Genomic DNA, 24,902 nt, shown 5'->3' on the forward strand with positions numbered 1-24,902 from the left:
GCAGTTCCCGTCGCGAAGCAACGGGCATGTCGATGTTCAGCGTAAATGCGTCCTCGATCAAATCATCAGCAGGAGATCGACATTGTCGGAACCGCCAGCACCGTTGCAGCCCAGCCTCACTGTTGACGGGATAACCATCAACGTTCCCTCGCTTCCGGAAGCGGTCTCGTCGATCGTGTCGGCCGCGCAACATGGCGACAACTTCAGCGTCTGCACGCTCAATCTCGATCACGTTGTCCAGTTGCAGCAACACGCCAACTTTCGCGCCGCCTATCGCCGTGCTCGATTTGTCACAGCCGACGGGTTCCCGATCGTCGTTCTGAGCCGTCTCATGGGCACACGAATCGAGCGGACGACCGGCGCCGATCTCATCGAACCGGTCTGCGCGGAAGCGCGAAAGAAAGGACTCCCGGTCTTTCTGTTGGGCGCGAACGATCTCACGCTGAAGATGACGGCGCGGCGTCTATCGGAACGATTCAAGGGATTGCAGATCGCGGGTTGCCTTGCGCCGGGACCGGGGTTTGATCCCTATTCCAGCGAAGCCGACGCTGCGATCGAGCGTATTCGCGCATCGGGCGCCAGACTCTGCTTCGTCGCACTGGGCGCGCCACGGCAGGAACTATTCGCGGCGCGATGTCTCGACGAGTTGAATGGAACCGGCGTGCTATGCATCGGGGCCGCGCTCGATTTCATCGCCGGCACACAGAGTCGCGCACCGTCCATCGCGCGCAGAACCGGGTTGGAATGGGCGTGGCGCATGCTGCGCGAGCCGCGGCGGCTCGGTCCCCGCTATGTCAAATGCATGAGCGTGGTGCCGCGTCTCGTTGCGCGAACCATTCCGCAAATTGTCCAGGCACGCATGAGGAAAGCGGCATGACTTCAACATTGACCCTGGCGCTACGCGCGCGAAACACCAACCGTATCAAGCCGCGCTACCAGATCTGCCTGATCCATCCGTTCGACCCGCGCGGCCAGAAGGTCGGCGGCCTCGAGACCTACATCCGCGACTTCATCACGTTCCATCCGACCGACACCGATATCCTTTTCATCGGCGTCGACTCGACGGGCGATCTGGAGCTGGGAAAGCTTCACAGGCTGACATTCCGCGGCCGCGGCTTCGACTTCCTGCCCATCCTGCATTATTCGGACCAGCAGGCGCGCGAGGCGGCCCGCACGATCCGTACGTCGCTAACCGGGCAGTTTTTTATGGCGCTGCTCCGCCACTTCGGCCCGATCGCAAGGCTGATCCGCGCCAGGCGATGCTCGGTCGATCTGCGGCGCGTTGAATTTTCGTGGCTGCCGGCAATCCTGCGGCTTCCATTCGTGCAGATGCTTCACGGCGAGGGCGCGCCGAAATTGCAGATGGATTCGCTGCTCCGCAAGTACGCCTTCGTCCACAACACCGGCGAGCGGTTTGCCGTCGCCATGAGCGAAAAATTCCTTTGCGTCAATCCGTTCATCACCGAGCGGTTGCAGCAGACCTATCCGCGCCGCAAGGACAAGATCGACACGCTCTGGACATGGGTCAATACGGATATCTTCAAGCCGCAACTCTGGCCGTTGAACTCTTCGCCGTTCCAGATCGTGTTCGCCGGCAGGCTCGATGAGTTCAAGGACCCGCCGCTGATGTTTCGTACGATCCATCGCCTGCGGCGGCGATTGAACGGCGATGTGCGGTTTCACTATATCGGCACCAGCGATCCGCACCGGTTCGAAGAATTCGCTGCCATCGAAGACATCACCGTGCGCCACGGCTTCAAGGATGCCGCTGGCATGGCGGAGACGCTGGCAAGCGCGCATGCCGGCATCCTGACCTCCGAGTTCGAGGGCATGCCGCGTTGCGTGCTCGAGACCCTGGCGGTGGGCCGCCCCGTCGTTGCCATGCACCTGCCACAGCTCGAGCGTGTGATCCGCCCTGGCGTCAGCGGTTATCTCGTGGCGCGGGACGGCAGTCCCGACGACATGGCGGATGCGCTCGTCCAGCGGTTCGTCGACGTCCGGACTGCCATCGAGTCGGGCGTGATGAATCCGGTACAGGTCGCCGACTGTATCAGGTCGTTCACCCCGAGCACCCAGCTCGCGCGGGTGTTCCGCTATCATCAGGAAATTCAAGACGCGCGCGGACTTGCCGCCGCGGCGCCGACCTATTGAGGGCGCCGGCTTGAACATCCTGCTATTGACCAGCGAGTTCGCTCCCGCGATGGGAGGAATTGGGACTTACGCCCGCGAAATCGCGGCGGCCGCCAGTCGGCTCGGCGCCAAGGTCACCGTGGTGGCGCCCGATTACGCGCGGCAGACCGACGATGACGATCGGTCGCTGCCCTTCGAGGTCGTTCGATTTCGCGGCGGTCTCCATTCAATGCGCGACATGCCGCGCAAGATCATGCTGGCGCGCCGCGGCGTCCGCGGTGATCGATACGATGTGGTCCATGCTGCCGATTGGCCGTTCTTCATTCCGCTCGCGCTTTCGAGATGGCGGACACCCGCGCGGGTATTGATGACGGTGCATGGCACCGAGATCAACGAAACGCAGACGCCGCTGAAACGCATGGCGATACGCAGCGCCGGGGTGTTCGGGCCGCGAACGGAGGTCGTCGCCAACAGCCGCTTTACCGAGATTCTGTTCCGCGAGCGGTTTGCCGTCGACCCGCGCAGGATCAGCGCTATCAATCTGGGCGTATCGGAATTCTGGTTCGGCGCGCAAAGGAAACGCCGCGAGGTTCGCCTGGCCTATCGTCTGCCGGAAGACCGGCTGGTGATGATCACGGTCGCGCGGATCACGCGCCGCAAGGGCCATCATCTGACCCTCGATGCACTGTCGCGACTTCCCGACGACCTGCGCGATCGCATCACGTGGCTCGTGATCGGCCCGGACGGCGAAGGCGATTATGTCGGCGATCTCAAACGGGCTGCCGGCCAGGCGGCCTGCGACATTCGTTTCCTCGGCCCGCAGCCGAACGAGGAAATCCGCGATCTCTACGCGGCGTCGGATTTCTTCTGCCTGACGGGACTCCCGGACGCCACCGGCCGGGTGGAGGGATTTGGCTTGGTCTATCTCGAGGCCGGAGCCGCCGGCCTGCCGAGTGTTGCAACGGACGTCGGCGGGGTGCCTGACGCCGTGCTCGCCGACGAAACCGGAATTCTCGTGCCGCCGTCGGTGGAGAGCATCTCGCAGGCGATCGCTGAGCTCGCCGCGGATCGGGGCCTGCGCGCCATTCTCGCGGCGGGCGCATCCGCCCATGCCCGTGCCCTTTCATGGGAACGGTGCGCGGCGACAACCTATGGCCTGGCCTATGCCGGCAAGCGGACATCCGCGGGCCTCGCCTTCGGAACAGTGGCATGAAGCAGATGGTCGCGACCGCCATGCTGCTTGCGCTCGCGACTGGCGCGGCGGGGGCGGATAGCGAGAACTGTCGCAAGAGCCGCGAGTATCTCCTGGGAACTCCTGGCGGGGAGCTATCCCTGACGCCGCAGGCCTACAACGACCTGTTCAAGACCTGCATCGCGACATCGGCCATGTCCAACGTGAAGGATGCATACATCCTGAGAGATGGCGGCATCGCCGTGATCCCCAAACAGGACAGCGTTTCGGCAACGGCCGCCACGCTTGCGCAGTTCTGCGACGCTCATCCGCACGGCGTGCTGCGCTTCATCACGGCTAAGGAAAAGCTTTCCATCCGCTCCGTAACCGACGTCGCACGGATGTCGTCGACCTCGTCGACGCCTTGCAAGAAAATCAAGGGTCTTTCATAGGCCCGCGCGCGCTTTCGAAGTCTCACTTTTGCCGATTGTAGTATTCCGGCATGGCGTGCGGATCCATCGCCTGTTCGGCCCTGCGACCGAGAAAGAAGAAGCCGCTGGCTGCGTCTGCCGCGGCCCGGCCACGGCCGAACGCGTCGAGATACCTGATCCAGAAGAACGGCAGCACGATCAGGCGTGACAGCTTGTTGCCCGCGCCGAGCGCGCGCGAGAAATAGCGGATCGACCATGTCAGCGCCACGCCGGCGCCGCCGACCGGCCCGGCGCTGATTTCGGAAAATCGCCTGAACAGCCAGCGGTGGCCGCTCTGCGTGAAACGCGAGAAATCGTAGGCCCGCTCATGGACCTGCTGCATGAATGGCGTCTCTGCGTACACCAGGCCCTCCAGCCGGAGCACACGATGCAACTCGGCAACGACGGTCGCGGGTTCCAACACGTGTTCCAGCACCGCCTGCACCCAGACACCATCGAACACGCCGTCCTCGAACGGCAGTTTGTGGGCGTCGGCCACCAGCACGGTGTACGGCGAGGCATAGACGTCGGTGCCGACGAGTTCGATGGAATCATCCCGGTAGAGTTCGTCTGCGCCCGAACCGATCGTCCCGCCGCCGACCACGAGCACGACAGGCCGCTTCGACTCCCGCTTCAGCAGATCGATGAATTTCGTGGTGTTGGAGACTGCCACCGGGTTACCCCCGAAGGTAAGGCGATGCAGCCGCGATCCGATGGAACGGCGGCTGACGTCCCGCTGCAGCACCGAGCCGCTCTCGGCATCGTACATTCTGCGTTCAAAAATGCTGTCTGCAAAATCGATCAGCACCGGTTGCGCGCCGATCATGGGAAACCCGGCCCTGCTATATTCGCAGGCACGGTTCGAACAGGACGGCTGTGACCACGCGTTCCGCAGCGCCGACGAACAGCGAGGACAGCGAAGACGTTGCTTCCAGTTAGCAGGTTCCGTATTCGCTACCGAATGATCGACGGTAGAAAGCTGCAAAGAAAGACCTCGTATATCATTTCTTGCGCCCTGCCCGCTCCTGGTTCGCAATCGATGCTATTTCGAATGCGATAACAGCGCAACAATGCGGGGCCGGGGAACAATTCGGATGGTTGCAATGTGGATGTCGCAGGCAGGTGCAGCCAGACGCCACCGTGAGGGCATGCCGAAACGCAACGCACGAACCCGCCCTGTTGTTTCGAACAAAATTCTAGGATTGCTCAAAACGCCTACCCACCGGCTTGCTTCGCATGGCGAACCGGCCGGCCGCACCGGCCTCAGCAACCCAGCATTCACGACACGACCGATTGGGGGTTCCTGGTCACGTCATGTCCAGTGGTGTGGGCGGATTACAAGACTCCCCTTCGCTCATGTTTGCGTTGATCGCGGCCGGATATGCGGCTCACCGATAAAATTGTTTGATAGCTGATAGAAGCAACCTTTGATACCTCGCAAGAATAACCTTTGATACCTCGCAAGAATAATGTCAGTTAAGACTGAGCGATCGTGTTGCTGCGGGCCGATTTGCTCAGGGCCCTCACAAGAACTGCCCGATATCCATGGAGTGAACTCGATGCGTCTGTTTGCGGTGATGATCGTGGCTGCCCTGACGACCGTGTCTGCAAATGCAGGCGAACTGACGGGAACGCTCCAGAAGATCAAGGAGACGAACAGAATCATCCTCGGCATTCAGGAAGCCTCGGTGCCGTTCAGCTATCTGGACGGGGATCAAAAAGCGATTGGATACGCCGTCGATATTTGCATGAGGATCGTCGACGCGGCCAAGCGCGAACTCAAAGCACCGAACATTGCCGTCGAGACGCTTCCGGTCACGTCGTCCAATCGCATTCCGCTCATGATGAACGGAACGGTCGATCTCGTCTGTTCTTCCACCACCAACAATGCCGAGCGGCAGCGCCAGGTAGCGTTCACAAATTCGCATTTCCTGTCGGCGACCCGCTTTGCCGCGAGGAAATCCGACAACATCACAACGATCGACCAGTTGAAAGGCAAGCCTGTTGTCGCGATATCGGGCTCGACCAACATGGTGCAGCTCAACCAGGTCAATACCGTACGAAATCTCGGCATCACGGCGCTCGCCGCCAAGGACCAGGCGGAGGCGTTTCTCATGCTGGAGACCGGCCGCGCGGCCGCCTACGTCCTCGATGACGTACAACTCGCCGTCGCGATCGCGAGATCAAAGGACCCCTCTGCCTACATGATCAGCGAGGAAACCTTATCCAAGGCCGAACCTTATGGGATCATGCTGCGCAAAGACGATGCCCCCTTCAAGGCCTTGGCCGATCGAGCGACCGCGGAGCTATACAAGAGCCCGGAGATTGAAGCGATCTACAGAAAGTGGTTCGAATCGCCGGTGCCGCCCAACAGCCTCAATTTCAAGACTCCGATGTCGGCGGTTTTGCGCAAGGCGCTTGCACATCCATCAGACAGTCCGGACCCTGCAAGCTACGAGCGTTGAGGGGGTCTACGGGCCTACGGCCACCAGCACGCTCCACGAGACGTCGCTTTCGCCGACCTGTCCGTGTTCTCAGGCAGAGCGGTGTGACGGTCACAGGTCCTTTTCGGCGAGCTCGCGAAACTCGTCGGGAACGGAACGAGAGGTGCCCAGCGTCACCGAGCCGTATCCAATTGCATCCCATCCGAAGCGATCGCGGATCTTATCGACGGCACGGTCGGCCGCCCATCGTGCCATGCCAATTTTGGTGCCGGGGCAGCGGCGTTCATCTTGAAGTCCAAGCGGAAGTTCAAGCTCCAGATCCCAGTGCTCTTCGAGATGCGACACAGAGATCGCCAGCAGCGAGATGGTCTTCTCATCCGGGTGTTCTGCGAGGGCCGCGCGCACCAGATCCCCGGCAATCTCGGCGAGGATCACGGTCGCGGAAATCGGTGCGTCGAGCGTCATCGACCGGGTGACCGATTTCAGATTGGCGAAGCGAACGCGGACCGTCACGGTTCGGCCAGGCCTGGATTTGGCGCGGAGCCGGCTGCCGATTCGGTCAGCGAGGTGCAGCAGGGTTGGTCTAAAAACGTGCTCTTCGGCAGGCTTCCTGCCAATTGCCGATTGCGCTCCTGCCGATCGAGCCCGGCGGCGAACCTTGATTTCCCGTCGATCGCGATTCCATGCCAGCGCTGCAAGTTTCTCTCCTGCCGCGGGACCGAGCAACCGCTCAAGCGACCATCCCGGTGTCTTTGCCAACTGCCCGATAGTCAGCACGCCCATCTCGGCGAGCCGCGCCTTCGTGACCGGACCCACTCCCCACATCAACTCGACAGGCAGGCGGTGAAGGAATTCCAGCTCGATCTCGGGATCGACGATCAGCAGTCCGTCGGGCTTGGCCACTTGCGAGGCAATTTTTGCCAGATGCTTGGTGCGCGCCACTCCGACTGAGATCGGAAGGCCCAGCTCCGCTCGCACGCGCCGGCGAATCGCTTTTGCAATTTCGTCGGGCGGACCGAAGAGATGGGTGCAGCCCGCAACGTCGGCAAAGGCCTCGTCAATGGAAATCCGTTCCACGAGCGGCGTGAAATCGCCGATAACCTTGATGGCGGCGTCGCCCAACCGTTGGTATTCCCTAAAATGCCCGCCGACAAAGATGAGTTGCGGACAGAGTTCGCACGCTTGCCGGCCCGCCATGCCGCCGCGAACTCCAAAGGCTTTAGCTTCGTAAGAAGCGGCAAGCACAACGCCACCACCGACGGCAATGGGTTTGCCGCGCAACGAAGGGTCAAGCAGTTGCTCTACCGAGGCATAGAAAGCATCAAGATCCGCATGCAGGATGGTGGCTGTCGTTGCCATCCGACCGTTCGCCCATGACGTTTTCGAAGAGGGTTCTCGCAGACAAGAACATAATGAGAACAGCAACGACGAGTGTCAAGTGATCGGTGAAGATTTCGCGCTCCTTAAAGGCGGCTCGGCACTCGGCGGTAGAGCACCTGGCGATAGAGCACTGGCGATAGAGCACTTGGCGATAGATCGGCATTCAACCGTGATACGCAAACAGCTCGATTGGGTCGTTGAAGCCGCGCACCGGATATTCGCCGACGCGTTCGAGATCGAAATCGCTTGCGACAAGATCGGCGAATGCGCGGGACAGCAGCACCGTTCTCCCCAATTGTTTGGTGAGGGCTTCCAGGCGCGACGCCATGTTGACCGCAGGACCGATAACGGTGAAGTCGAGCCGGCTGCGCGACCCGATATTGCCGTACATGACGTCTCCGACGTGGACGCCGATGCCGTAATTCAGCGGCGCACGACCATTTCCGCTGTTCTTTTCGTTCAGGGCAATCATGGCCTGGCGGGCTTCGGCCACGGCATGCAGCAGATTTGCGCAGGCCGACGGCTGGCTCAGCGGAAAAATGGCGAGCAGGCCATCGCCGATGAATTTCAGTATTTCCCCGCCATGCCGCGCAATCGGCTCCGACATCGCGTCGAAATAGCCGTTAAGAAGATCAATGACGTCATCGCGGGGCCAGTTGTCGGAGATCCTGGTGAAGTCGCGCAGATCGCAGATCATGATGGCGGCGCGCACCGTCGTCCCGCTTCCGCGCCTGGTGGCGCCGGCCAGAATGAGCTCGCTGGCATGCGAGCCGACGTAGGTTTCGAGTAGCGTGCGCGCCAGACGGTTCTTGACACGGATTTCGCTGACCAGCGCCAGAGCCGGCAACAGCTTCAACAGGCCGGCGATATGCGCGTCGTCGAAACCTCCCGGGTGGTCGGTTGCAAAGGTCACGATATGCCGCTTGCCGAGCGTATGGTACAGCGGCCACGCGACATAGTCGGTCAGGCCTTTCTCCCGCATCTCGTCATAGACGGCGTGCTTGCGGCCCAGCGAGGGATCGCGTGCGAGATTCTCGCGCACCTCGGTGGCGCCGTCATAGATTTCGTTGGCGGGACTATCGATGTATTCGGATCGCTCCCTGACGTCGTAGTCTACTCTCGAAATCTCGGCCTCGCGCATCCCGTCGGCCCACATGATCCGGGCGCCAAGCCATTGCGGATGGTGGATCAGGATATGAAGCGAAGCCCGCTTGACGGGAATGCCCGCTCGCTGGAGCCGGATACACAGTTCAGCGAAAATATTATCAATGAAGCGCTCATCGCGGGTGCCGTTTGTCAGCCAGTGCACAACGTCGCCGTGCGCGGCGACTGGATCGATGGGCGGCGCGTTCATATCTTGCTCCTGGGCTGTGGCCTGGATCGACGGTACAGGATATGTCGTGTCGCCGCTCGGCGGCGTCAACGGAGTGCGCCGCAATCTCCTTGCACACACCGGTTGTCGACGGAGCCGCTCGCTGCGGAAAAGGTCGAGCTGCTGACGGAAACGCTCAACAACGCCGAGGATCGTAATGAGGCCGCGGAAGCAACCTGCGCGCTGGTTGAGAGGATAACGCTGCGCCGTGGCCCGAACCGCGGCGAAAATTGACGCTGTGATGCGCTGTGGTGAAAGGGCTGTGTCCTACGCGATATAACGTCACCACGAATAAATTCCGCTGGCCTCCTGATCGCCGGAAGTCGCATTGCAGGATGCCGTTCCTCCATGCCGCCGGCCATCACGCGGGGTTTGTCGGCTTACCCTCAAAACGAAAACCCCAGCCGCGAGGGCTGGGGTTTCGCAATTGTTTGGTTGCGGGGATAGGATTTGAACCTATGACCTTCAGGTTATGAGCCTGACGAGCTACCGGGCTGCTCCACCCCGCGTTAAACCGTTGCACTGCCTTCGAAAACCGGACCGGAAGTGAACCGGCCAACGCGTGTTCGGCGCCGATCGATCCCGTCCGGAGGCTTCCTGAGAAGGCAACCCGGGCAAAGCCATCGGGTGCGAGGGGTATGTATCAACGTCGCCCTGCTTTGGAAAGGGGCAAGGACCCGCTTTTGCAGATTTTATGACAGTAAAAACGGGGGCTTGGAGCGCCAAAACCGCCCCCTGGAACCGCTCTTGCCATAAACGCTGCAAAAGCGGAGTTTTGCGGCGGCCAGGCAGGCCGCCAGAACAAAAATTCGGGGGGAATGAGCGTGACCGATACCTTCGATCTCGTGGTGGTGGGCGGCGGCTCCGGCGGCTGCACGGTGGCGGGGCGGCTGTCGGAGGACCCGACCATTTCGGTGGCGCTATTGGATGCCGGCGGCAGGAACGACAATTGGGTGGTCACGACGCCGTTCGCACTCGTGCTGATGGTCGCAGGCAACGTCAACAACTGGGCCTTCAACACGGTGCCGCAGAAGGGCCTCAACGGCCGCATCGGCTATCAGCCCCGCGGCAAGGGGCTCGGCGGCTCATCGGCGATCAATGCGATGGTCTATATCCGCGGCCACCGCGCCGACTATGATCAATGGGCCTCGCTCGGCAACGCCGGCTGGTCGTTCGCCGACGTGCTGCCCTACTTCAAGCGGGCCGAAGACAATGCTGATTTCGACGGCGAGTATCACGGCAGGGGCGGGCCGCTCGCCGTCAACAAGTCGCGCACCGGCAATCCGGTGCAGCAGATCTTCCTGCAGGCGGCGCAGGAAGCGCAGTTCCGCCTGCGCGAAGATTTCAATGCCGACGAGCACGAGGGGCTCGGCATCTATCAATTGACGCAGAAGAACGGTGAACGCTGCAGCGCCGCGCGCGCCTATATCCACCCCCATATGGCAAATCGCACCAATCTGCGCGTCGAGACGCATGCCCACGCCACCCGCATCCTGTTCGAAGGCAGGCGCGCCATCGGCGTCGAATACCGCCAGGGCAAGGAGCTCAAACAGATTCGCGCCCGGCGTGAAGTGATCATATCTTCCGGCGCGTTCCAGACCCCGCAGCTCCTGATGCTCTCGGGCATCGGCGACGGCGCCGAGCTTGGCAAGCACGGCATCGCTACCGTGCACGATCTGCCCGGCGTCGGACAGAACCTGCAGGATCATCCGGATTTCGTGTTCGGCTACATGTCCGACAATCCCAATTTCAACGGCATTTCGATTAAAGCCCTGCCGCGGCTGGTGCGGGCGATCCGCCAGTACCGCCGCGAACGCACCGGGCCGATGACGTCGAATTTCGCCGAATGCGGCGGCTTCCTGAAAACCCGGCCCGATCTCGAGATTCCGGATATCCAGCTCCATTTCGGCATGGCGCTGGCAGACGATCACGGCCGCAAGCGCCATCGCGGCACCGGCTTTAGCTGCCATGTCTGCCTGCTCCGGCCGAAGAGCCGCGGCAGTGTCTCGCTTCTGAGCGCCGATCCGCATGCGGCTCCGGTAATCGATCCGAACTTCTTCGGCGCGGCGGACGATCTCGAAACCATGGTCGCAGGCTTCAAGACCACGCGGCGACTGATGGAGACGCCGGCGTTGCGCACGTTGCAGAAGAAAGAGATGTTCACGGAAGGCGTGCATAGCGACGACGACATCCGCAACCTCTTGCGCGCCCGCGTCGACACCGTCTATCACCCGGTCGGCACCGCCAGGATGGGCGTTAACGATCCGATGGCCGTGGTTGACCCGAAGCTCAAAGTGTACGGCGTCGAGGGATTGCGCGTGGTCGACGCCTCCATCATGCCGACGCTGATCGGCGGCAATACCAATGCGCCGACGATCATGATCGGGGAAAAGGCCGCCGACATGATCAAGGCGGAGATGCGGGCACATTGATCCCGCCGTCATTGCGAGGAGCGCCAGCGACGAAGCAATCCATCTGCCTGTTATGCCGTGAGGTGGATTGCTTCGCTTCGCTCGCAATGACGTGGAGAGGGCTGGACATGCTCGGATACAGCCGATTTCCGGGATCGCAATATGCATTATCAGCAGGCCTCGGTGACTTATCAGGCGCGCGCGACTTGGCTAGAGTAGCTCCATCAACTTCAACCAATCACCTGACACAACGGGAGAGAAACAGTGGATCTTGGGATCAAAGGTCGCCGCGCCATCGTCTGCGCATCGAGCAAGGGCCTTGGGCGTGCCTGCGCCATCGCGCTGGCCAACGAAGGCGTGCATGTCACGCTGACCGCGCGCGGTGCGGAGGCGCTGAAAAAGACCGCCGACGAAATCCGCAAAGGCAATCCCGATGTGACTGTGACCGAGATCGTCGGCGACATCACCACGCCTGCCGGCCGCGAGGCCGTGCTGAAGGCTTGCCCCGAGCCGGATATTCTGGTCAACAATGCCGGCGGTCCGCCGCCCGGCGATTTCCGCAACTGGACCCGCGACGACTGGATCAAGGCGATCGACGCCAACATGCTGACGCCGATCGAGCTGATCAAGGCGACGGTGGACGGCATGATGGCGCGAAAATTCGGCCGCATCGTCAACATCACCTCGGCCGCGGTGAAGGCGCCGATCGATATCCTCGGCCTTTCCAACGGCGCGCGCGCCGGCTTGACCGGCTTCGTCGCCGGGCTGTCGCGCAAGACCGTGATCAACAACGTCACTATAAATGCGCTGCTGCCGGGACCATTCGACACCGACCGCCTGCGCGGTGTGGGCAAAGCGGAAGCCGAGAAGCGCGGCATTACGCCGGACCAGGTGTTTGCCGAGCGCGCCAAGCAAAATCCGTCCGGCCGCTTCGGCGACCCGGACGAATTCGGCTATGCCTGCGCATTCCTGTGCGGCGCCAAGGCCGGTTTCATCACCGGCCAGAACATCCTGCTCGACGGCGGCGCATTTCCGGGCACGCTGTGAAAGCGGTCTGGTACGAGCGCATGGGGCCAGCACCCGAGGTGCTGGCCTATGGCGAGATGCCGACGCCAATCGCCGGCCCGGGCGAGGTGCGCGTGCGGCTGGAAGCATCCGGCGTCAATCCCGCCGATGTCGGCCGCCGTGGCGGCGGCTATCGGCCGATGGAATATCCGCGCGTCATTCCGAACAGCGATGGCGCGGGAATCATCGATCAGGTTGGCGACGGCGTCACGCGGCTCCAGATTGGCCAGCGCGTCTGGCTGTTCAACGGCCAGCGCAACGGCCGCGCCTTCGGCACGGCGGCTGAATATATTGCGCTCGCCGAACATCTGGTGACGCCGCTGCCGGATAATCTGTCGTTTGCCGAAGGCGCCACCCTCGGCATTCCCGGCATGACGGCATGGACCTGCCTTTTCTGCGATGGTCCGATAGTCGGCAAGACGGTACTGGTCACCGGCGGCGCAGGCGCCGTCGGACATTATGCCGTGCAGCTCGCCAAATGGGGCGGCGCGCAAGTCATCGCCACCGTCAGTTCGGCGGCGAAGGCCGAACAGGCACGGCTCGCAGGCGCCGACCTGGTTATCAATTACAGGAACGAGGACGTTGTCGCCAAAGCCATGGCCTTCACCGGCCGGCGCGGCGTCGACCGGGTGGTCGATGTCGATTTCGGCGGCAATATCGATACCACGCTGAAGCTGATGGGCATGAATTCGACCATTGCCGTCTACGCCAGCAACGGCAACCGCACGCCTGTGGTGCCGATGCGCGAATTGATGGAGAAGTGCATCGCGGTGCGCGCGCTGGTGCTGTTTGCGCTGCCGCCGCCGCTATTGGCGGCCGCTCAGGCCGACATCACGAAATGGCTGGCGGCAGGTCCGCGTATCCACAACGTCGCCGCGCAGTTTGCGCTTTCGGACACGGCGCAGGCGCACCTTGCGGTGGAGAAGGGTGATAAGCTCGGCACCGTTATCGTGGATTGCGCTCGTCTTCGTCCCGCTGGCTGACACTGGAGGAATCCGCCGCGGTTCGCTCCCGATCCCAGGTCAGGCCGAACTCGTCGAGGCCTTGCGCCAGCAAATCGCCGAGCATCGGCTCGCCCAGTAGGTAACGCGCGGTGTGACGCTCACGCTGGCCGGCGGCTTCCCTACGCAAATCCCCCCATTCATTAATGGAGGCGTCGCCACGGCCGAGCCGCATCAGGGCGACCAGATCGACCTTCTCCTCTTCGGAGAGCGCGTTGATGAAGCCGGTGATCTCACGGAACACCGGATCATGCCCATTGTCCTGCAGCACATCGATCATGTCGTCGTCGGCGGCGTTCGATCCGGAATCAGGATCGGACGTGGCCTCCTTGACGTCGAATTGCCGGGCCTTCTCAATCAAAAAGCCGACTTTTTCCGTCGAAATCCCGAGTTCCGGCATCGCGCGCTCCTGGTGTGATGCCGCGATAACGTTCCATCGCGCCATACGATCCATTGCGCCTGCCTGCGGAAACCCGCATCTTCGCGGCCAACAACATCAAAAGGGAAACGCCGGGATGCACTGGACCGTGGGCAGGGTCAAAATCACAGAGATCATCGAGATGGAGACCGTCGGCAGCACCCGCTTCATCCTGCCGCTCGCGACCAATGAGGAAATCCAGAAGCTGCCCTGGCTGATCCCACCCTTCGCGACCGAGGAAGGGCGCCTGAAAATGTCGATCCACTCACTGCTGGTGGAAACACCGTCGCGCCGCATCATCGTCGATACGGGCTTAGGCAACGACAAGCAGGGCCGCAACGTGCCGACCTGGAACAACCGCCAGGATCCCTTCCTCGACAAGCTGACTGCGGCAGGCTTTCCGCCTGACAGCATCGATACCGTGCTGTGCACGCATCTGCATGTCGACCATGTCGGCTGGAACACGAAACTTGTCGACGGCAGATGGGTGCCGACCTTCGCCAATGCGCGATATGTGTTCGGCAAAACCGAATACGAGCACTGGCGCGACCATAGTGATGCGCCGGACAAGCTCGCCGTGTTCAGCGATTCCGTGAGGCCGATCGCCGACGCCGGCAAGGCCGATCTCGTCGCCAGCGACGATAGGCTTTTAGACGAAATCACCCTGATCCCAACGCCCGGCCACAGCCCGGGCCATATGAGCATCCATATCAAGTCGGACGGCCAAGAGGGCCTGCTCATGGGGGACGTTGCCCACCATCCCTGCCAGATGGCGCATCTCGACTGGTCCTCGACCGCCGATTCCGATCCCGGGCAATCGGCCAAAACCCGCCGCGAGCTGTTCTCGCTCTTCGCTGACACGCAGACGCTGGTGATCGGCGGGCATTTCAGCGCTGGTTATATCAAGCGCGATGGGGACGCGTTCCGGTTCGTGGCGGTGGGATGAATCCGGATGCATTCTCTGCCTGCCCTCATGGTGAGGAGGCGCAAAGCGCCGTCTCGAACCATGTAGGCTCCACCGTGGCCACATCCTTCGAGACGGCCGCGTTGCGGCCTCCTCAGGATGAGGGGCTGGTATGTCACGCGCCAAGGCAGGTCAGCAGTTGAATTTCCGCGCTCGCTGTTCCAAGAAGCGTCTGAAGGGCAGATAACCCCGACAAATCCCCAAGACCCCGCAGGGAGTGACAAAATGAAGCTTGTTCGTTACGGCGCCATGGGTGCGGAAAAACCCGGCCTGATCGATAAATCCGGCCAGTTGCGTGATCTTTCGGCGCACGTAAGGGACCTCGACGGCGAGGCCTATTCGCCGGCCTCACTGGCAAAGTTCGCCGCGCTGGATACGTCCGAGCTTCCTGCCGTCAGCGGCTCGCCGCGCTTCGGCGCCCCGGTTACCGGCATCTCGAAATTCGTCGCGATCGGCCTGAACTATGTCGACCACGCCAAGGAAACCGGCTCGCCGATCCCGACCGAACCGATCTTCTTCATCAAGGCCAACACGGCATTGAGCGGTCCGAACGATCCGGTCGAAAAGCCGCGCGGCTCCACCAAGCTCGATTGGGAAGTCGAGATCGCTGCGATTATCGGCACCCGTGCCAAATATGTCAGCGAGGCCGACGCGCTCAACCACATCGCCGGCTACTGCATCTGCAACGATGTGTCAGAGCGCAATTTCCAGATCGAGCGGCTCGGCCAGTGGACCAAGGGCAAGTCGCACGACACGTTCGGCCCGGTCGGCCCGTGGCTGGTCACCAAGGACGAAATTCCTGATGTGCAGAAACTGTCGATGTGGCTTGACGTCAACGGCAAGCGTTGCCAGACCGGATCGACCTCGACCATGATCTTCTCGATGGCGAAGTGCATTTCCTATGTCTCGCAGTTCATGACGCTGTTGCCCGGTGACATCGTCACCACAGGTACGCCGCCCGGCGTCGGCACCGGCATGAAGCCACCGCAGTACCTCAACGTCGGCGACGTCGTTACGCTCGGCATCGAAGGGCTCGGCGAGCAGCGCCAGGAAATCATCGCGGCGTGAGGCGACCAGGCCGCGTGCGCTGTCGTCGTGCCCGGCCTTGTGCCGGGCATCCACGCCTGCCCCTCTTGCCGCAAACAAGACGTGGATGGCCGGGACAAGCCCGGCCATGACGGAGGAAACAATCAAGGAAACAAGAAAATGAAACTCACCTTCTCCCCCGCCTCCCCGTTCGCCCGCAAGGTGCGGATCGCCGCGATCGAGACCGGCCTGATCGACAAGATCGAATTTGTCCCGGCCACCGTCGCGCCAGGCCAGGCCAACGAGGATTATTCAAAGATCACCCCGCTGAAGAAGCTGCCGGTGCTGATCCTCGACAATGGCGACGTGATTCTCGATTCGTATGTGATCGTCGAATATCTCGACGAGCTCGCCGGCGGTGGCAAGCTGATCCCCGCCTCCGGCCCTGAGCGATGGAAGGTCAAGAGCGACCATTCGCTGCTGCAGGGCATGCTCGATGCCATGCTGCTGTGCCGCTACGAGGGCATGGTGCGGCCGGAGCCGCTGCGCTGGAAGGCGTGGTCGGACGATCACTGGAACCGCGCCTGGACCGGCATGGCACGCTTCGAGAACAAGCCCGACGTGCTGTCCGGGCCGTTCAACATCGTGCAGATCGGCTTGGTCTGCGTGCTCGGCTATGCGGATTTCCGCTTTGCCGATTGCGGCTGGCGCAAGGCCTTTCCGAAGCTGGACGCCTTCCACCAAAAAATGCTTGAGCGGCCATCGGTGAAAATCTCGGCACCGCCGCCGGCGTAACATCAGAAGCGGAGACAGCGGCATGCGCGAGGGTGGCAAACGATTGCGGCGCCTCGGCTTCGCCGCCGTCTTCATGCTCGCGGCGTCGGCTACGCAGGCGCGGAGCCAAGGAAATCCGGCTTGCGGTGTACCCGCCGCCCTTGGCGATGGCTGGATCATCGATTCTTCTGAAAGCGTCGGCCTCGATAGTGCACGGCTGTGCGCCATCGCGGCGCGGCTGAAGGAAACCGAAGCCAACGTTCACGCCGTGGTCATTGTCCGTCACGGCAAGCTCGTCTTCGAACAATACTTTGCAGGATATGACGAGCCCTGGGGCCAGGGCGGCGGACAGCACGATTTCGACGCCACCACCAAGCACGACATGCGCTCAGCCTCGAAGAGCGTGATCTCGCTGCTGGTCGGGATTGCGATCGACCGCAAGCTGATTGCCAGCGCCGATGAGCCCGCCGTCAAATTCTTTCCGGAATATGCCGCGGTCAAATCACCGGGCTGGGACCAGGTTACCCTCCGCCATCTCCTGACGATGTCATCTGGCATGCAATGGGACGAGAACCGTGGCTGGAAGGATCCCAGGAACGACGAACCGCATTTGAGCATCGAAGCCGACCCGATCCGCTATATCCTGTCGAAGCCGATCGCAAAGCCGCCTGACACCGTATGGACCTACAATGGCGGCGGCACGGACCTGCTCGGCAACATCATTGAGCGTGTCTCCGCCAAGCCGTTGGAAGCGTTCGCGCGTGAGGCGCTGTTCGCTCCCCTAGGCATCTCCGACTGGGAATGGATGAAGTACCGGAACGAGCATGTTGCCTCGGCGGCTGGGCTGCGGCTTCGCCCGCGCGACGCCGCAAAGATCGGCCAGCTCGTGCTTAACAAAGGCGAGTGGGCCGGCCGGCAGATCATCTCGCCGGAATGGATCGAGCAATCGACCCGGCCGCGCTTTCAGGCGATCGGCTATTTCAGCGGTCTTTTCTTTTATGGTCAGCAATGGTGGATGGGCCGCTCGATTGCGCAGGAGAAGGAAGTGAAGTGGATTGCGGCGATGGGTTCGGGCGGCCAGCGCATTTTCATCGTGCCCGACCGCGACCTTGTGGTGATGACGACATCGGGCCTCTATTTTCGGCCGGGCCAGGGTGACGGGGCGCTCGACATGATGGCGAACTACATCCTTCCTGCCGTTCGCGACAACGCGCGCTAATCTAGAACAACAAGGCAAGAAAAAACATGAGCCTCAAGTTCACCATCGGTGATCTCACCATCCACCGCATCATCGAGCAGGAAACCACCTTCCTGCCGGCACTCGAGATGCTGCCGGGCCTGACGCCGGAAGTCCTGGCGGAGAACCGCGCATGGATGCGAGGCACCGGCGCGCTCGACGATAAGGACGTGCTGATCCTGTGCTTCCAGTCCTACGTGGTGAAGACGCCGCACCATACCATCCTGATCGATAGCTGCATCGGCAACGACAAGCCGCGGCCGCAGCGTCCGAAATGGAACATGAAGACCGACGATACCTATATGCGTGGGCTGGCCGCCGCCGGGATTTCCGTCGGTGACATCGACTACGTCATGTGCACGCATCTGCATGTCGATCATGTCGGCTGGAACACGCGGCTCGACAATGGCCGCTGGGTGCCCACCTTCCCCAAGGCGCGTTACGTGTTCGACAAGACCGAATTTGACTACTGGACCGAGACGCACGCGAAAACGCCGGTGCCGCCGTTTGCCGACAGCGTCCTACCGGTTGTCGAAGCCAGGCAAGCCGAGATCGTCCGCAGCGACTTCGCGATCGGCGATCACACGCGCATCCTGCCGACGCCGGGCCACACGCCCGGCCATGTCGCCTTCACCTTTGGCCGCGGCAAGGATGACGCCGTATTCTCGGGCGACCTGATGCATTCGCCGCTGCAAACGCGCCATCCGGAATTGTCCGTCAAGTTCGACGTCGATCAGGCCCAAGCGGCAACGACGCGGCGCAATTTCATGGAGCGCTACTGCGACACCGACACGCTGTGCTGCACCGCGCATTTCCCCTCGCCTTCGGTCGGAAAGATCCGGCGCAGCGGCAGCGGATTTTCCTGCGAGGCGACATGAGTTCAAACCCGTCCACTTTCGAGACGCTGCTGGTCGAGCCGGTCGACGAGCATGTCACGATTATCAGAATCAACCGGCCAGAGGCATCCAACGCGCTCAACACCCAGATGGGCCGCGACCTCGTGCGCTATTTCGAGGATGTGGCGCTCGATCCGAAGAGCCTGCGTTGCATCGTGCTGACCGGCGCCGGCGACAAGGCGTTCTGCGCCGGCGGCGATTTGAAGGAGCGCCGCGGCATGACGGATGAGGCATGGACGCGCCAGCACGTCATCTTCGAGCGGATGGTGCGGGCATTGATCGACTGCCCCGTCCCAATCGTCGGCGCCATCAATGGCGCAGCCTATGGCGGCGGCTGCGAGATCGCGGGCTGTTGCGATTTCCTTTACGCCGCTGACAGCGCGCGTTTTGCGCTGACCGAAGTGACGCTCGGCATCATGCCGGGCGGCGGCGGCACGCAAACCCTGCCGCGCGCCGTCGGCGAGCGCCGCGCCAAGGAGCTGATCCTGACCGGCAAGCCGTTTACATCAGGAGAAGCGCGTGAATGGGGTTTTGTGAACGAAGTGTTTCCGCTGCCGGAGTTGTTGCCGGCGGCGCTGGCGACCGCCTCGCGCATCGCTCGCAACGCGCCGATCTCCGTCCGCCAGGCAAAACTGTCGATCCATCGCGGCCTGCAACTATCCCTGCGGGACGGCCTCGCGCTCGAGATCGAGGCCTATAACCGCATGGTCCCAACCGAGGACCGCCGCGAGGGCGTGCTGGCCTTCAACGAGAAGCGCACGCCGAACTTCAAGGGCCGGTGAAGACTCTCAATCGAACAGGCTCGGCGTGTGGTTCACCGCCGCGCCTTCGATCGTCAGCATTTTCAGCTTCGTCACCACCCCGCCATTGGCGGAGAAGCCGCCGGGCTTGTTGCCCGCCGCGAGCACGCGGTGGCAGGGCACGACGATCGGACAGGGGTTGCGACCCAGCGCCTGGCCGACGTCGCGCGACAGCTCGACGCCACCGAGTTTCTTGGCGATATCGCCGTAGGTCATGGTCTTGCCCGGCGGAATAGTGCGCGCGATGTCGTAGACGCCGCGGTTGAATTCGGGAACGCCGTCGAGATCGAGCACGACGTCGGCGAGGTCATTCGGCTTGCCTTCAAGCAGCTCGACGATGCCGTCGATCGCGGCCTGTACCTTGGCCGGCGGCTCCGCCTCGACGAGGTCGTCATGACGCTGCTGCAGGCGGGTGCGGGTCTTCTTTTCGTCGCCCATCGGCAGTTGCACCGAGGTGATGCCGCGATCGCCCCAGACGATGCCGCAGCGGCCGATCGCGGTGTCGAATATCGTAAAATGGTGCCCGGTCATGGCTGGCTCCATATTCTCCTGTTCAATGCCACCCAGCTTCCTCTCAGGCTCAAATCTAGGCTTGGAGATTATTGCTATCCACCCGAAACCTGAGGGAACTTGACGGCATGAACAACTTCCGCTGATCTGGTGTTCTCGCCAGCGCCCTTCAATGGCCTTGGTCCCCCACCTCACGAGATCCCATGCAAACAATAAACGTCAACGGCTATGACATGGCCTATCTCGATGTCGGAAAAGATGCCTTCAATCGTCCGCCGCTGGTGTGCGTGCACGGTTCGCTGTGCGACTTCCGGATCTGGTCGTCGGTGCTGGGACCGCTGACGCGCAAGCATCGCGTGGTCGCGCCATCGTTGCGGCATTTCTTCCCGGACCATTGGGACGGCGTCGGCGACACCTATTCGATCGCGCAGCATGTCGAGGACGTCATCGCCTTCATCGAGAAGTTGGACGCGAAGCCGGTCGACCTGATGGGCCATTCCCGCGGCGGCCACATCTGCTTTCGCGTCGCGCAGCGGCGGCCTGATCTGTTGCGCAAGCTGATCCTGGCCGAACCCGGCGGCGAACTCGACGCCACGCTCGATCCCGCCTACAAGCCCGGCCCCTCGCCGCTGGCCGCTCAGATCGCGGCCTCCGCCGAGGCAATCGTCAAAGGCGACATCGACGGCGGCCTGCAGATCTTCTTGGATGCGCTGGAAGGCCCCGGCGCCTGGAAGCGCCTGCCGGCGACGCCGAAACAGCTTTTGCGCGACAACGCCACGACACTGGTGGGGCAAACCCGCGACCAGCGTCCACTGCTCTCCAGGATGGATGCGGAAGCGATCAGGACACCGACGCTGTTCATCGGTGGCGCCAACACCAAGGGCACGTTCCCGCGGGTGCTGCATGCGCTGGCGGCCAACGTGAAGGGATCGCGCACCGAGATAATCCCGAACGCCACGCATCCGATGTTCGAACAGGCACCGCAGAAATATTGCGAGATCGTTTTGACATATCTCGCGGAGGATCGATCGCCATGCAGACCTTGACCGTCAACGGCTATGACATGGCCTATCTCGATGTTGGCAGAGGTTCCGACAACAGCACGCCACTGGTTCTCGTGCATGGCACACTCGGCGACTTTCGCACCTGGAACGCCGTGCTGGGCCCGCTTACAAAAAAGCATCGCGTGATTTCGCTGAGCCTGCGGCGGTTCTTTCCGGAGCACTGGGATGGTGCCGGCAACGACTATCTGATGGCGCAGCACGTCGCCGACGTGATCGGCTTCATCGAAGAGCTGAATGCGGGACCGGTCGATCTGATCGGCCATTCCCGCGGCGGCCATATCGGCTTCCGGGTGGCGCAGGCGCGGCCGGATCTGTTGCGAAAGGCCATTCTCGCCGAACCGGGCGGCGATCTCGAACCATCACTGCAGCCAGCCAGTCCGCCTCCCGGCCCGGTGCCGCTGGGGCCGCGCATTCCGCTCGCAGCGGAGATGGTGCGAAGCGGGGACATCGACGGTGCGCTGGCTCTGTTCGTCGACGGGATCGACGGCGAAGGCGCGTGGGTAAAGTGGCCTGCGGTGGCGCGGCAGCAATTGCGCGACAACATCCATACGCTGCTCGGCCAGGTCGGCGAGAACCGCAAGCCGTTTTTGAGAAGCGAAGCGGAATCGATCAGGACGCCGACCTTGTTGATCGGCGGTGGAGACACCAAGGGCGCGCTGGCGGTGATCTGGCGCGTGCTGGCCGAACATATTCCGGGCGCGCGGACGGCAGTAATCCCGGGCACCCGTCACTGGATGTTCGAACAGGCGCCGCAGGAATTTTGTAACGTCGTACTGGAGTTTCTCGCGGCGTAGGCCGGCGGCCGGCCGCTACTTCTGATCCAGCCGCCACGCACCATCCCAATCGGCGGCCGGCGGATCAGCCTGAAAGTGCTCGACACGTTGGGCCATCGCTTTGGATGGCCCATCGCCGGGGACCGCCTCGAGCGCCGCCTGGAAGGCCCGGCGCGCATCATCCCAGCGGCGCGTCCGATAGGCCGCGAGGCCCTCGGCGTACCGCGCCAGCAGTTCAAGTTGCTTCTCGGTCAACTCGCCCGCGCGCCCGATGATCTCGAACACCGTTTCGGGACGGGTCTGGCCTGCGACGACCAGCCGGTCAATCTCGCGCGATTCCACCGCATCGCCGGCCGCCGTGATCGCAGCCTCGGAAACCAGCGAGTGGCTACCGTAGATCTTGTTGACGTTCTCCAGGCGCGACGCGAGATTGACCGCGTCTCCCATCACCGTGTAGCTCATCATGAACTCCGAGCCGATGCTGCCGACGAGGACCTCACCGGTCGCAATGCCGATGCGCACTTCGCAGTCGCTTGTCACGGTGCGCACGCCAAGCAATTCGGGCAGTTCGGTGCGCAGCGCGGTGCCGCGATCAGCCATCTCGACGGCGGCAAGGCAGGCCAGCCGTGCCTGTTCGCTATGCTCGGTAAACGGAGGGCCCCAATAGGCCATGATCGCATCGCCGATATATTTGTCGATGATGCCGCGATGGCTGCGGATCGGCCCCGACATCGTCGAGAGATAGTGGTTCATCACCTTGACGAGGCCCTGCGGCGTCGTGCCCTCGCTCAGGCTGGTAAAGCCCTTCATATCGCAGAACAGCACCGTCATCACCCGCCGCTCACCGTCCCTCGCAGTCAGCGACTGCGGGGCGATCAAGCCTTCTACGACGCGCGGGTCGACATAGCGGCCGAACGTTTCGCGCAGGCGCTCCTTGTGGCGCAACTGCTCGACCATGTTGTTGAAGGCCGTCGTGAGCTGGCCGATTTCGTCCCGCGTGGTGACGTCGATCGATTCGTCGAGCCGGCCGGCTTCCACCGCACGGGTGCCGTCCAGCAGCCGCCGTACCGGTCGCGTAATGCCGGTGCTGATGAAAAGCGAAAACATCAATCCGAGGATGCCCGCAAGCAAGGTCAGGACAACGGAGATGACAGTGGCAGTCCTCTGGTCACGCATCGTCACCACGGCATCGCTGCGGACCTGCGCCAGCATGTCCGTGCGGATGTCTTCGATTCTTTGGTTGAGTTCGTCGCGCAGTGTGTCGGTCCGGGCCAAGCTGGCCCTCGCCTCCATGATATTCCCGGCATCGAGCAGGGATAATAGCCGCTTGTATTCTTCGCCGAGATAGCGACGAAGATCGCTGGTCACGCGTTCGATTCGATCGTCGATCCGGCCGAGCTGGGCGTTGTCGGAGTAGGTGGAGACATCGTCGATGATCGCATTGATCAGGGCACGCGCCGCTTGCGCTTCCCGTTCGATCTCCTCTCCCTTCGCCTCATAGACTTTTCGGTGATCAGCGGAGAATGCCATGTCGGGCGGCGACTGCATCCTGCCGATCACGATCCGGCGCAGCGCCAGCGCCTGTTCCAGCGAGCGAACATTCATCCGCGCCAGATGTCCGTAAGCCTCAACGTATTTGCTGCTGAACTCGTCGAGCTGATGGGAAATCTTGCGTGTCATCACCGTCGACAGCGCAGAGGTGATCGCCATCAGGAAGATCAAGCCGATGGCGATGCCGAGGATCCGCTTTCGGATGGTCGGTCGCAGCATGGACAGGCGTTCTAAAGGGACAGACATGATCGAGAAACGGTATGAAAGCAACAATAGCGAAAGCCCGGCCGATCGTGGTCTGGCCGAGCTCGCCTGTTTAGCGCGCGCCGGTGAATTTAGCACGGTCCGGCGCGTTAAAGTTGATGATAGTTTGGGGAGATATGTTCGCAGCTATACCTTCCAGACGCCAACCGGCTGGCGCACGGCCACGTTAAGCCTGTTCCAGACATTGATGTTGGCGATCGCCAGAATCAGCGCCGCGAGCTCCTGCTCGTCGAAGTGCTTGTCGGCCTCGCCCCAGACCTCGTCCGGCACCGGATCGGCGCGGTCGCTGATCCGGGTCAGCGCTTCCGTCAAGGCCAGCGCGGCGCGCTCGGCTTCGGTGAAATAAGGCGTGTCACGCCAGGCGGCCACCGCGAACAGGCGCTCGTCGGTTTCGCCGGCCTTCCTGGCGAGTTTTGGGTGCATGTCGACGCAGACGCTGCAGCCGTTGATCTGGCTGGCGCGCAGATGCACCAGTTCGAGCAGCTTTTCCGACAGGCTGTTTTTGGTCAATTCGCCCAGCGCCTGCAGCGCCTTCATGGCATCGGGAACGACCATCACCGGGTGATTCATTCGGGCTTCCATCATTTTGCGCTCCATATGGTTTGTTCCGTTTTGACGCGCCTTGCGCCGATTTGCTGTCACATCGGCGCGGTTTCGTTCGTCACAGCCAAGACGGAACGCGACATGGGAATGTGACCGAATGGACGAGAAAAAGTTTCTGGCTAAGCAATTCGAGGGGCCCATCTGCGGGCTGTGGCCTACCGCATGCTGGGCTCGACCAGCGAGGTCGACGATGCCGTGCAGGAAACCTGGCTGCGGCTGAGCCGTTCCGATACCAGCGCGGTCGAAAACCTCGGAGGCTGGCTGACCACGGTCGTCGCCCGCGTCTGCCTCGATATGCTGCGGTCGCGCAAATCGCGGCGCGAGGAGCCGATGGGGCCGCATGTGCCGGAACCTGCCGATGACGATGCGCACCAGCGCGATGTGGAGATGGCCGACTCGGTCGGCGCAGCGCTGCTGGTGGTACTGGAAACGCTGGGGCCGGCCGAACGGCTCGCCTTCGTGCTGCACGACATGTTTGCCGTGCCGTTCGAGGAGATCGCGCCGATCGTCGGCCGCACGCCCGCGGCGGCGAGGCAACTGGCCAGCCGCGCCCGCCGGCGGGTGCATGGCTCGCCGCC

At 62.3% G+C, this 24,902-nt stretch carries 23 protein-coding genes, 1 tRNA gene and 1 pseudogene; 17 read left to right on the plus strand and 8 right to left on the minus strand.

What is annotated here, in order from left to right:
• Positions 1-82: 82 nt before the first annotated feature.
• From CP49_RS33150 to CP49_RS33165, 4 genes are read left to right on the plus strand one after another with little or no spacing between them, the layout of a single operon-like run.
• Positions 83-877: a WecB/TagA/CpsF family glycosyltransferase gene (locus CP49_RS33150; RefSeq protein ID WP_057854334.1), complete on the plus strand. Its 795-nt coding sequence runs from the start codon at positions 83-85 to the stop codon at positions 875-877.
• Positions 874-2,151 (plus strand): glycosyltransferase family 4 protein, encoded by a 1,278-nt coding sequence (locus CP49_RS33155; protein ID WP_057854335.1) that lies wholly within the window; start codon positions 874-876, stop codon positions 2,149-2,151. The genes CP49_RS33150 and CP49_RS33155 overlap by 4 nt, the downstream gene beginning before the upstream one ends.
• A gap of 10 nt (positions 2,152-2,161) precedes the next feature.
• A complete protein-coding gene (locus CP49_RS33160; protein ID WP_082646369.1) occupies positions 2,162-3,343 on the plus strand; it encodes a glycosyltransferase family 4 protein in 1,182 nt (393 codons plus the stop codon).
• A complete protein-coding gene (locus tag CP49_RS33165; RefSeq protein ID WP_197423307.1) occupies positions 3,340-3,753 on the plus strand; it encodes a hypothetical protein in 414 nt (137 codons plus the stop codon). Before CP49_RS33160 ends, CP49_RS33165 begins: the two co-directional genes overlap by 4 nt.
• Before the next feature lie 22 nt (positions 3,754-3,775).
• Here CP49_RS33165 and CP49_RS33170 read toward each other — a convergent pair whose 3' ends face one another.
• On the minus strand, positions 3,776-4,597 hold the full coding sequence (locus CP49_RS33170) for a class I SAM-dependent methyltransferase (protein WP_156438790.1): 822 nt from the start codon (positions 4,595-4,597) through the stop codon (positions 3,776-3,778).
• Between the two features lie 733 nt (positions 4,598-5,330).
• Here CP49_RS33170 and CP49_RS33175 point away from each other — a divergent pair.
• The gene (locus CP49_RS33175; RefSeq protein WP_057854338.1) at positions 5,331-6,236 is read left to right on the plus strand and encodes an amino acid ABC transporter substrate-binding protein; all 906 of its coding nucleotides are present in this window, start codon (positions 5,331-5,333) and stop codon (positions 6,234-6,236) included.
• A gap of 90 nt (positions 6,237-6,326) precedes the next feature.
• On the opposite strand, the gene dinB is transcribed toward CP49_RS33175, so the two are convergent.
• The 3 genes from dinB to CP49_RS33190 form a co-directional block, all read right to left on the minus strand.
• Entirely contained in the window at positions 6,327-7,574 is a 1,248-nt protein-coding gene (gene dinB / locus CP49_RS33180; protein WP_057854339.1) for a DNA polymerase IV, read from the minus strand.
• A 184-nt stretch (positions 7,575-7,758) separates the two neighbouring features.
• The gene (locus CP49_RS33185; RefSeq protein WP_057854356.1) at positions 7,759-8,949 is read right to left on the minus strand and encodes an adenylate/guanylate cyclase domain-containing protein; all 1,191 of its coding nucleotides are present in this window, start codon (positions 8,947-8,949) and stop codon (positions 7,759-7,761) included.
• Between the two features lie 450 nt (positions 8,950-9,399).
• A tRNA-Met gene (locus CP49_RS33190) sits at positions 9,400-9,476 on the minus strand.
• Between the two features lie 315 nt (positions 9,477-9,791).
• On the opposite strand from CP49_RS33190, the gene CP49_RS33195 reads away from it, so the two are divergent.
• The 3 genes from CP49_RS33195 to CP49_RS33205 all read left to right on the plus strand — a co-directional run bounded on the left by CP49_RS33195 (position 9,792) and on the right by CP49_RS33205 (position 13,426).
• Positions 9,792-11,399, plus strand: coding sequence for a GMC family oxidoreductase (locus CP49_RS33195; RefSeq protein WP_197423308.1), 1,608 nt, complete (start codon positions 9,792-9,794; stop codon positions 11,397-11,399).
• Between the two features lie 243 nt (positions 11,400-11,642).
• A complete protein-coding gene (locus CP49_RS33200; RefSeq protein ID WP_057854341.1) occupies positions 11,643-12,425 on the plus strand; it encodes an SDR family oxidoreductase in 783 nt (260 codons plus the stop codon).
• 20 nt (positions 12,426-12,445) lie between these two features.
• Entirely contained in the window at positions 12,446-13,426 is a 981-nt protein-coding gene (locus CP49_RS33205; protein ID WP_245310991.1) for an NADPH:quinone reductase, read from the plus strand.
• Here CP49_RS33205 and CP49_RS33210 read toward each other — a convergent pair.
• Positions 13,389-13,844 carry a DUF3775 domain-containing protein gene (locus tag CP49_RS33210; protein ID WP_057854357.1) on the minus strand — a complete coding sequence of 152 codons (456 nt, stop codon included), beginning with the start codon at positions 13,842-13,844 and terminating at the stop codon, positions 13,389-13,391. The two genes, CP49_RS33205 and CP49_RS33210, sit on opposite strands and share 38 nt — an antisense overlap.
• Before the next feature lie 115 nt (positions 13,845-13,959).
• On the opposite strand from CP49_RS33210, the gene CP49_RS33215 reads away from it, so the two are divergent.
• The 6 genes from CP49_RS33215 to CP49_RS33240 all read left to right on the plus strand — a co-directional run bounded on the left by CP49_RS33215 (position 13,960) and on the right by CP49_RS33240 (position 19,541).
• Positions 13,960-14,808: an MBL fold metallo-hydrolase gene (locus tag CP49_RS33215; RefSeq protein ID WP_057854343.1), complete on the plus strand. Its 849-nt coding sequence runs from the start codon at positions 13,960-13,962 to the stop codon at positions 14,806-14,808.
• Between the two features lie 243 nt (positions 14,809-15,051).
• The gene (locus CP49_RS33220; RefSeq protein ID WP_057854344.1) at positions 15,052-15,894 is read left to right on the plus strand and encodes a fumarylacetoacetate hydrolase family protein; all 843 of its coding nucleotides are present in this window, start codon (positions 15,052-15,054) and stop codon (positions 15,892-15,894) included.
• Between the two features lie 138 nt (positions 15,895-16,032).
• The gene (locus CP49_RS33225) at positions 16,033-16,647 is read left to right on the plus strand and encodes a glutathione S-transferase family protein (protein WP_057854358.1); all 615 of its coding nucleotides are present in this window, start codon (positions 16,033-16,035) and stop codon (positions 16,645-16,647) included.
• 22 nt (positions 16,648-16,669) lie between these two features.
• A complete protein-coding gene (locus tag CP49_RS33230; protein WP_057854345.1) occupies positions 16,670-17,845 on the plus strand; it encodes a serine hydrolase domain-containing protein in 1,176 nt (391 codons plus the stop codon).
• 26 nt (positions 17,846-17,871) lie between these two features.
• A complete protein-coding gene (locus CP49_RS33235; RefSeq protein ID WP_057854346.1) occupies positions 17,872-18,741 on the plus strand; it encodes an MBL fold metallo-hydrolase in 870 nt (289 codons plus the stop codon).
• Positions 18,738-19,541, plus strand: coding sequence for an enoyl-CoA hydratase/isomerase family protein (locus CP49_RS33240; RefSeq protein ID WP_057854347.1), 804 nt, complete (start codon positions 18,738-18,740; stop codon positions 19,539-19,541). The genes CP49_RS33235 and CP49_RS33240 overlap by 4 nt, the downstream gene beginning before the upstream one ends.
• Before the next feature lie 6 nt (positions 19,542-19,547).
• Here the strand turns inward: CP49_RS33240 and CP49_RS33245 are convergent, their stop codons facing one another.
• Entirely contained in the window at positions 19,548-20,090 is a 543-nt protein-coding gene (locus tag CP49_RS33245; protein ID WP_057854348.1) for a methylated-DNA--[protein]-cysteine S-methyltransferase, read from the minus strand.
• Positions 20,091-20,272: 182 nt separating this feature from the next.
• Here CP49_RS33245 and CP49_RS33250 point away from each other — a divergent pair, with 182 nt between their 5' ends.
• Together CP49_RS33250 and CP49_RS33255 are read left to right on the plus strand one after the other, a co-directional pair.
• The gene (locus CP49_RS33250; RefSeq protein ID WP_057854349.1) at positions 20,273-21,115 is read left to right on the plus strand and encodes an alpha/beta fold hydrolase; all 843 of its coding nucleotides are present in this window, start codon (positions 20,273-20,275) and stop codon (positions 21,113-21,115) included.
• On the plus strand, positions 21,103-21,927 hold the full coding sequence (locus tag CP49_RS33255; RefSeq protein WP_057854350.1) for an alpha/beta fold hydrolase: 825 nt from the start codon (positions 21,103-21,105) through the stop codon (positions 21,925-21,927). The genes CP49_RS33250 and CP49_RS33255 overlap by 13 nt, the downstream gene beginning before the upstream one ends.
• Before the next feature lie 15 nt (positions 21,928-21,942).
• On the opposite strand, the gene CP49_RS33260 is transcribed toward CP49_RS33255, so the two are convergent.
• Together CP49_RS33260 and CP49_RS33265 are read right to left on the minus strand one after the other, a co-directional pair.
• Entirely contained in the window at positions 21,943-23,676 is a 1,734-nt protein-coding gene (locus tag CP49_RS33260; RefSeq protein WP_057854351.1) for an adenylate/guanylate cyclase domain-containing protein, read from the minus strand.
• Between the two features lie 171 nt (positions 23,677-23,847).
• The gene (locus CP49_RS33265) at positions 23,848-24,303 is read right to left on the minus strand and encodes a carboxymuconolactone decarboxylase family protein (RefSeq protein ID WP_057854359.1); all 456 of its coding nucleotides are present in this window, start codon (positions 24,301-24,303) and stop codon (positions 23,848-23,850) included.
• 118 nt (positions 24,304-24,421) lie between these two features.
• On the opposite strand from CP49_RS33265, the pseudogene CP49_RS33270 reads away from it, so the two are divergent.
• Positions 24,422-24,902 (plus strand): annotated as a pseudogene (locus CP49_RS33270) (sigma-70 family RNA polymerase sigma factor); the annotation flags it as partial.

Source organism: Bradyrhizobium valentinum, from assembly GCF_001440405.1.
In the GTDB taxonomy this organism is placed as follows: Bacteria; Pseudomonadota; Alphaproteobacteria; order Rhizobiales; family Xanthobacteraceae; genus Bradyrhizobium; species Bradyrhizobium valentinum.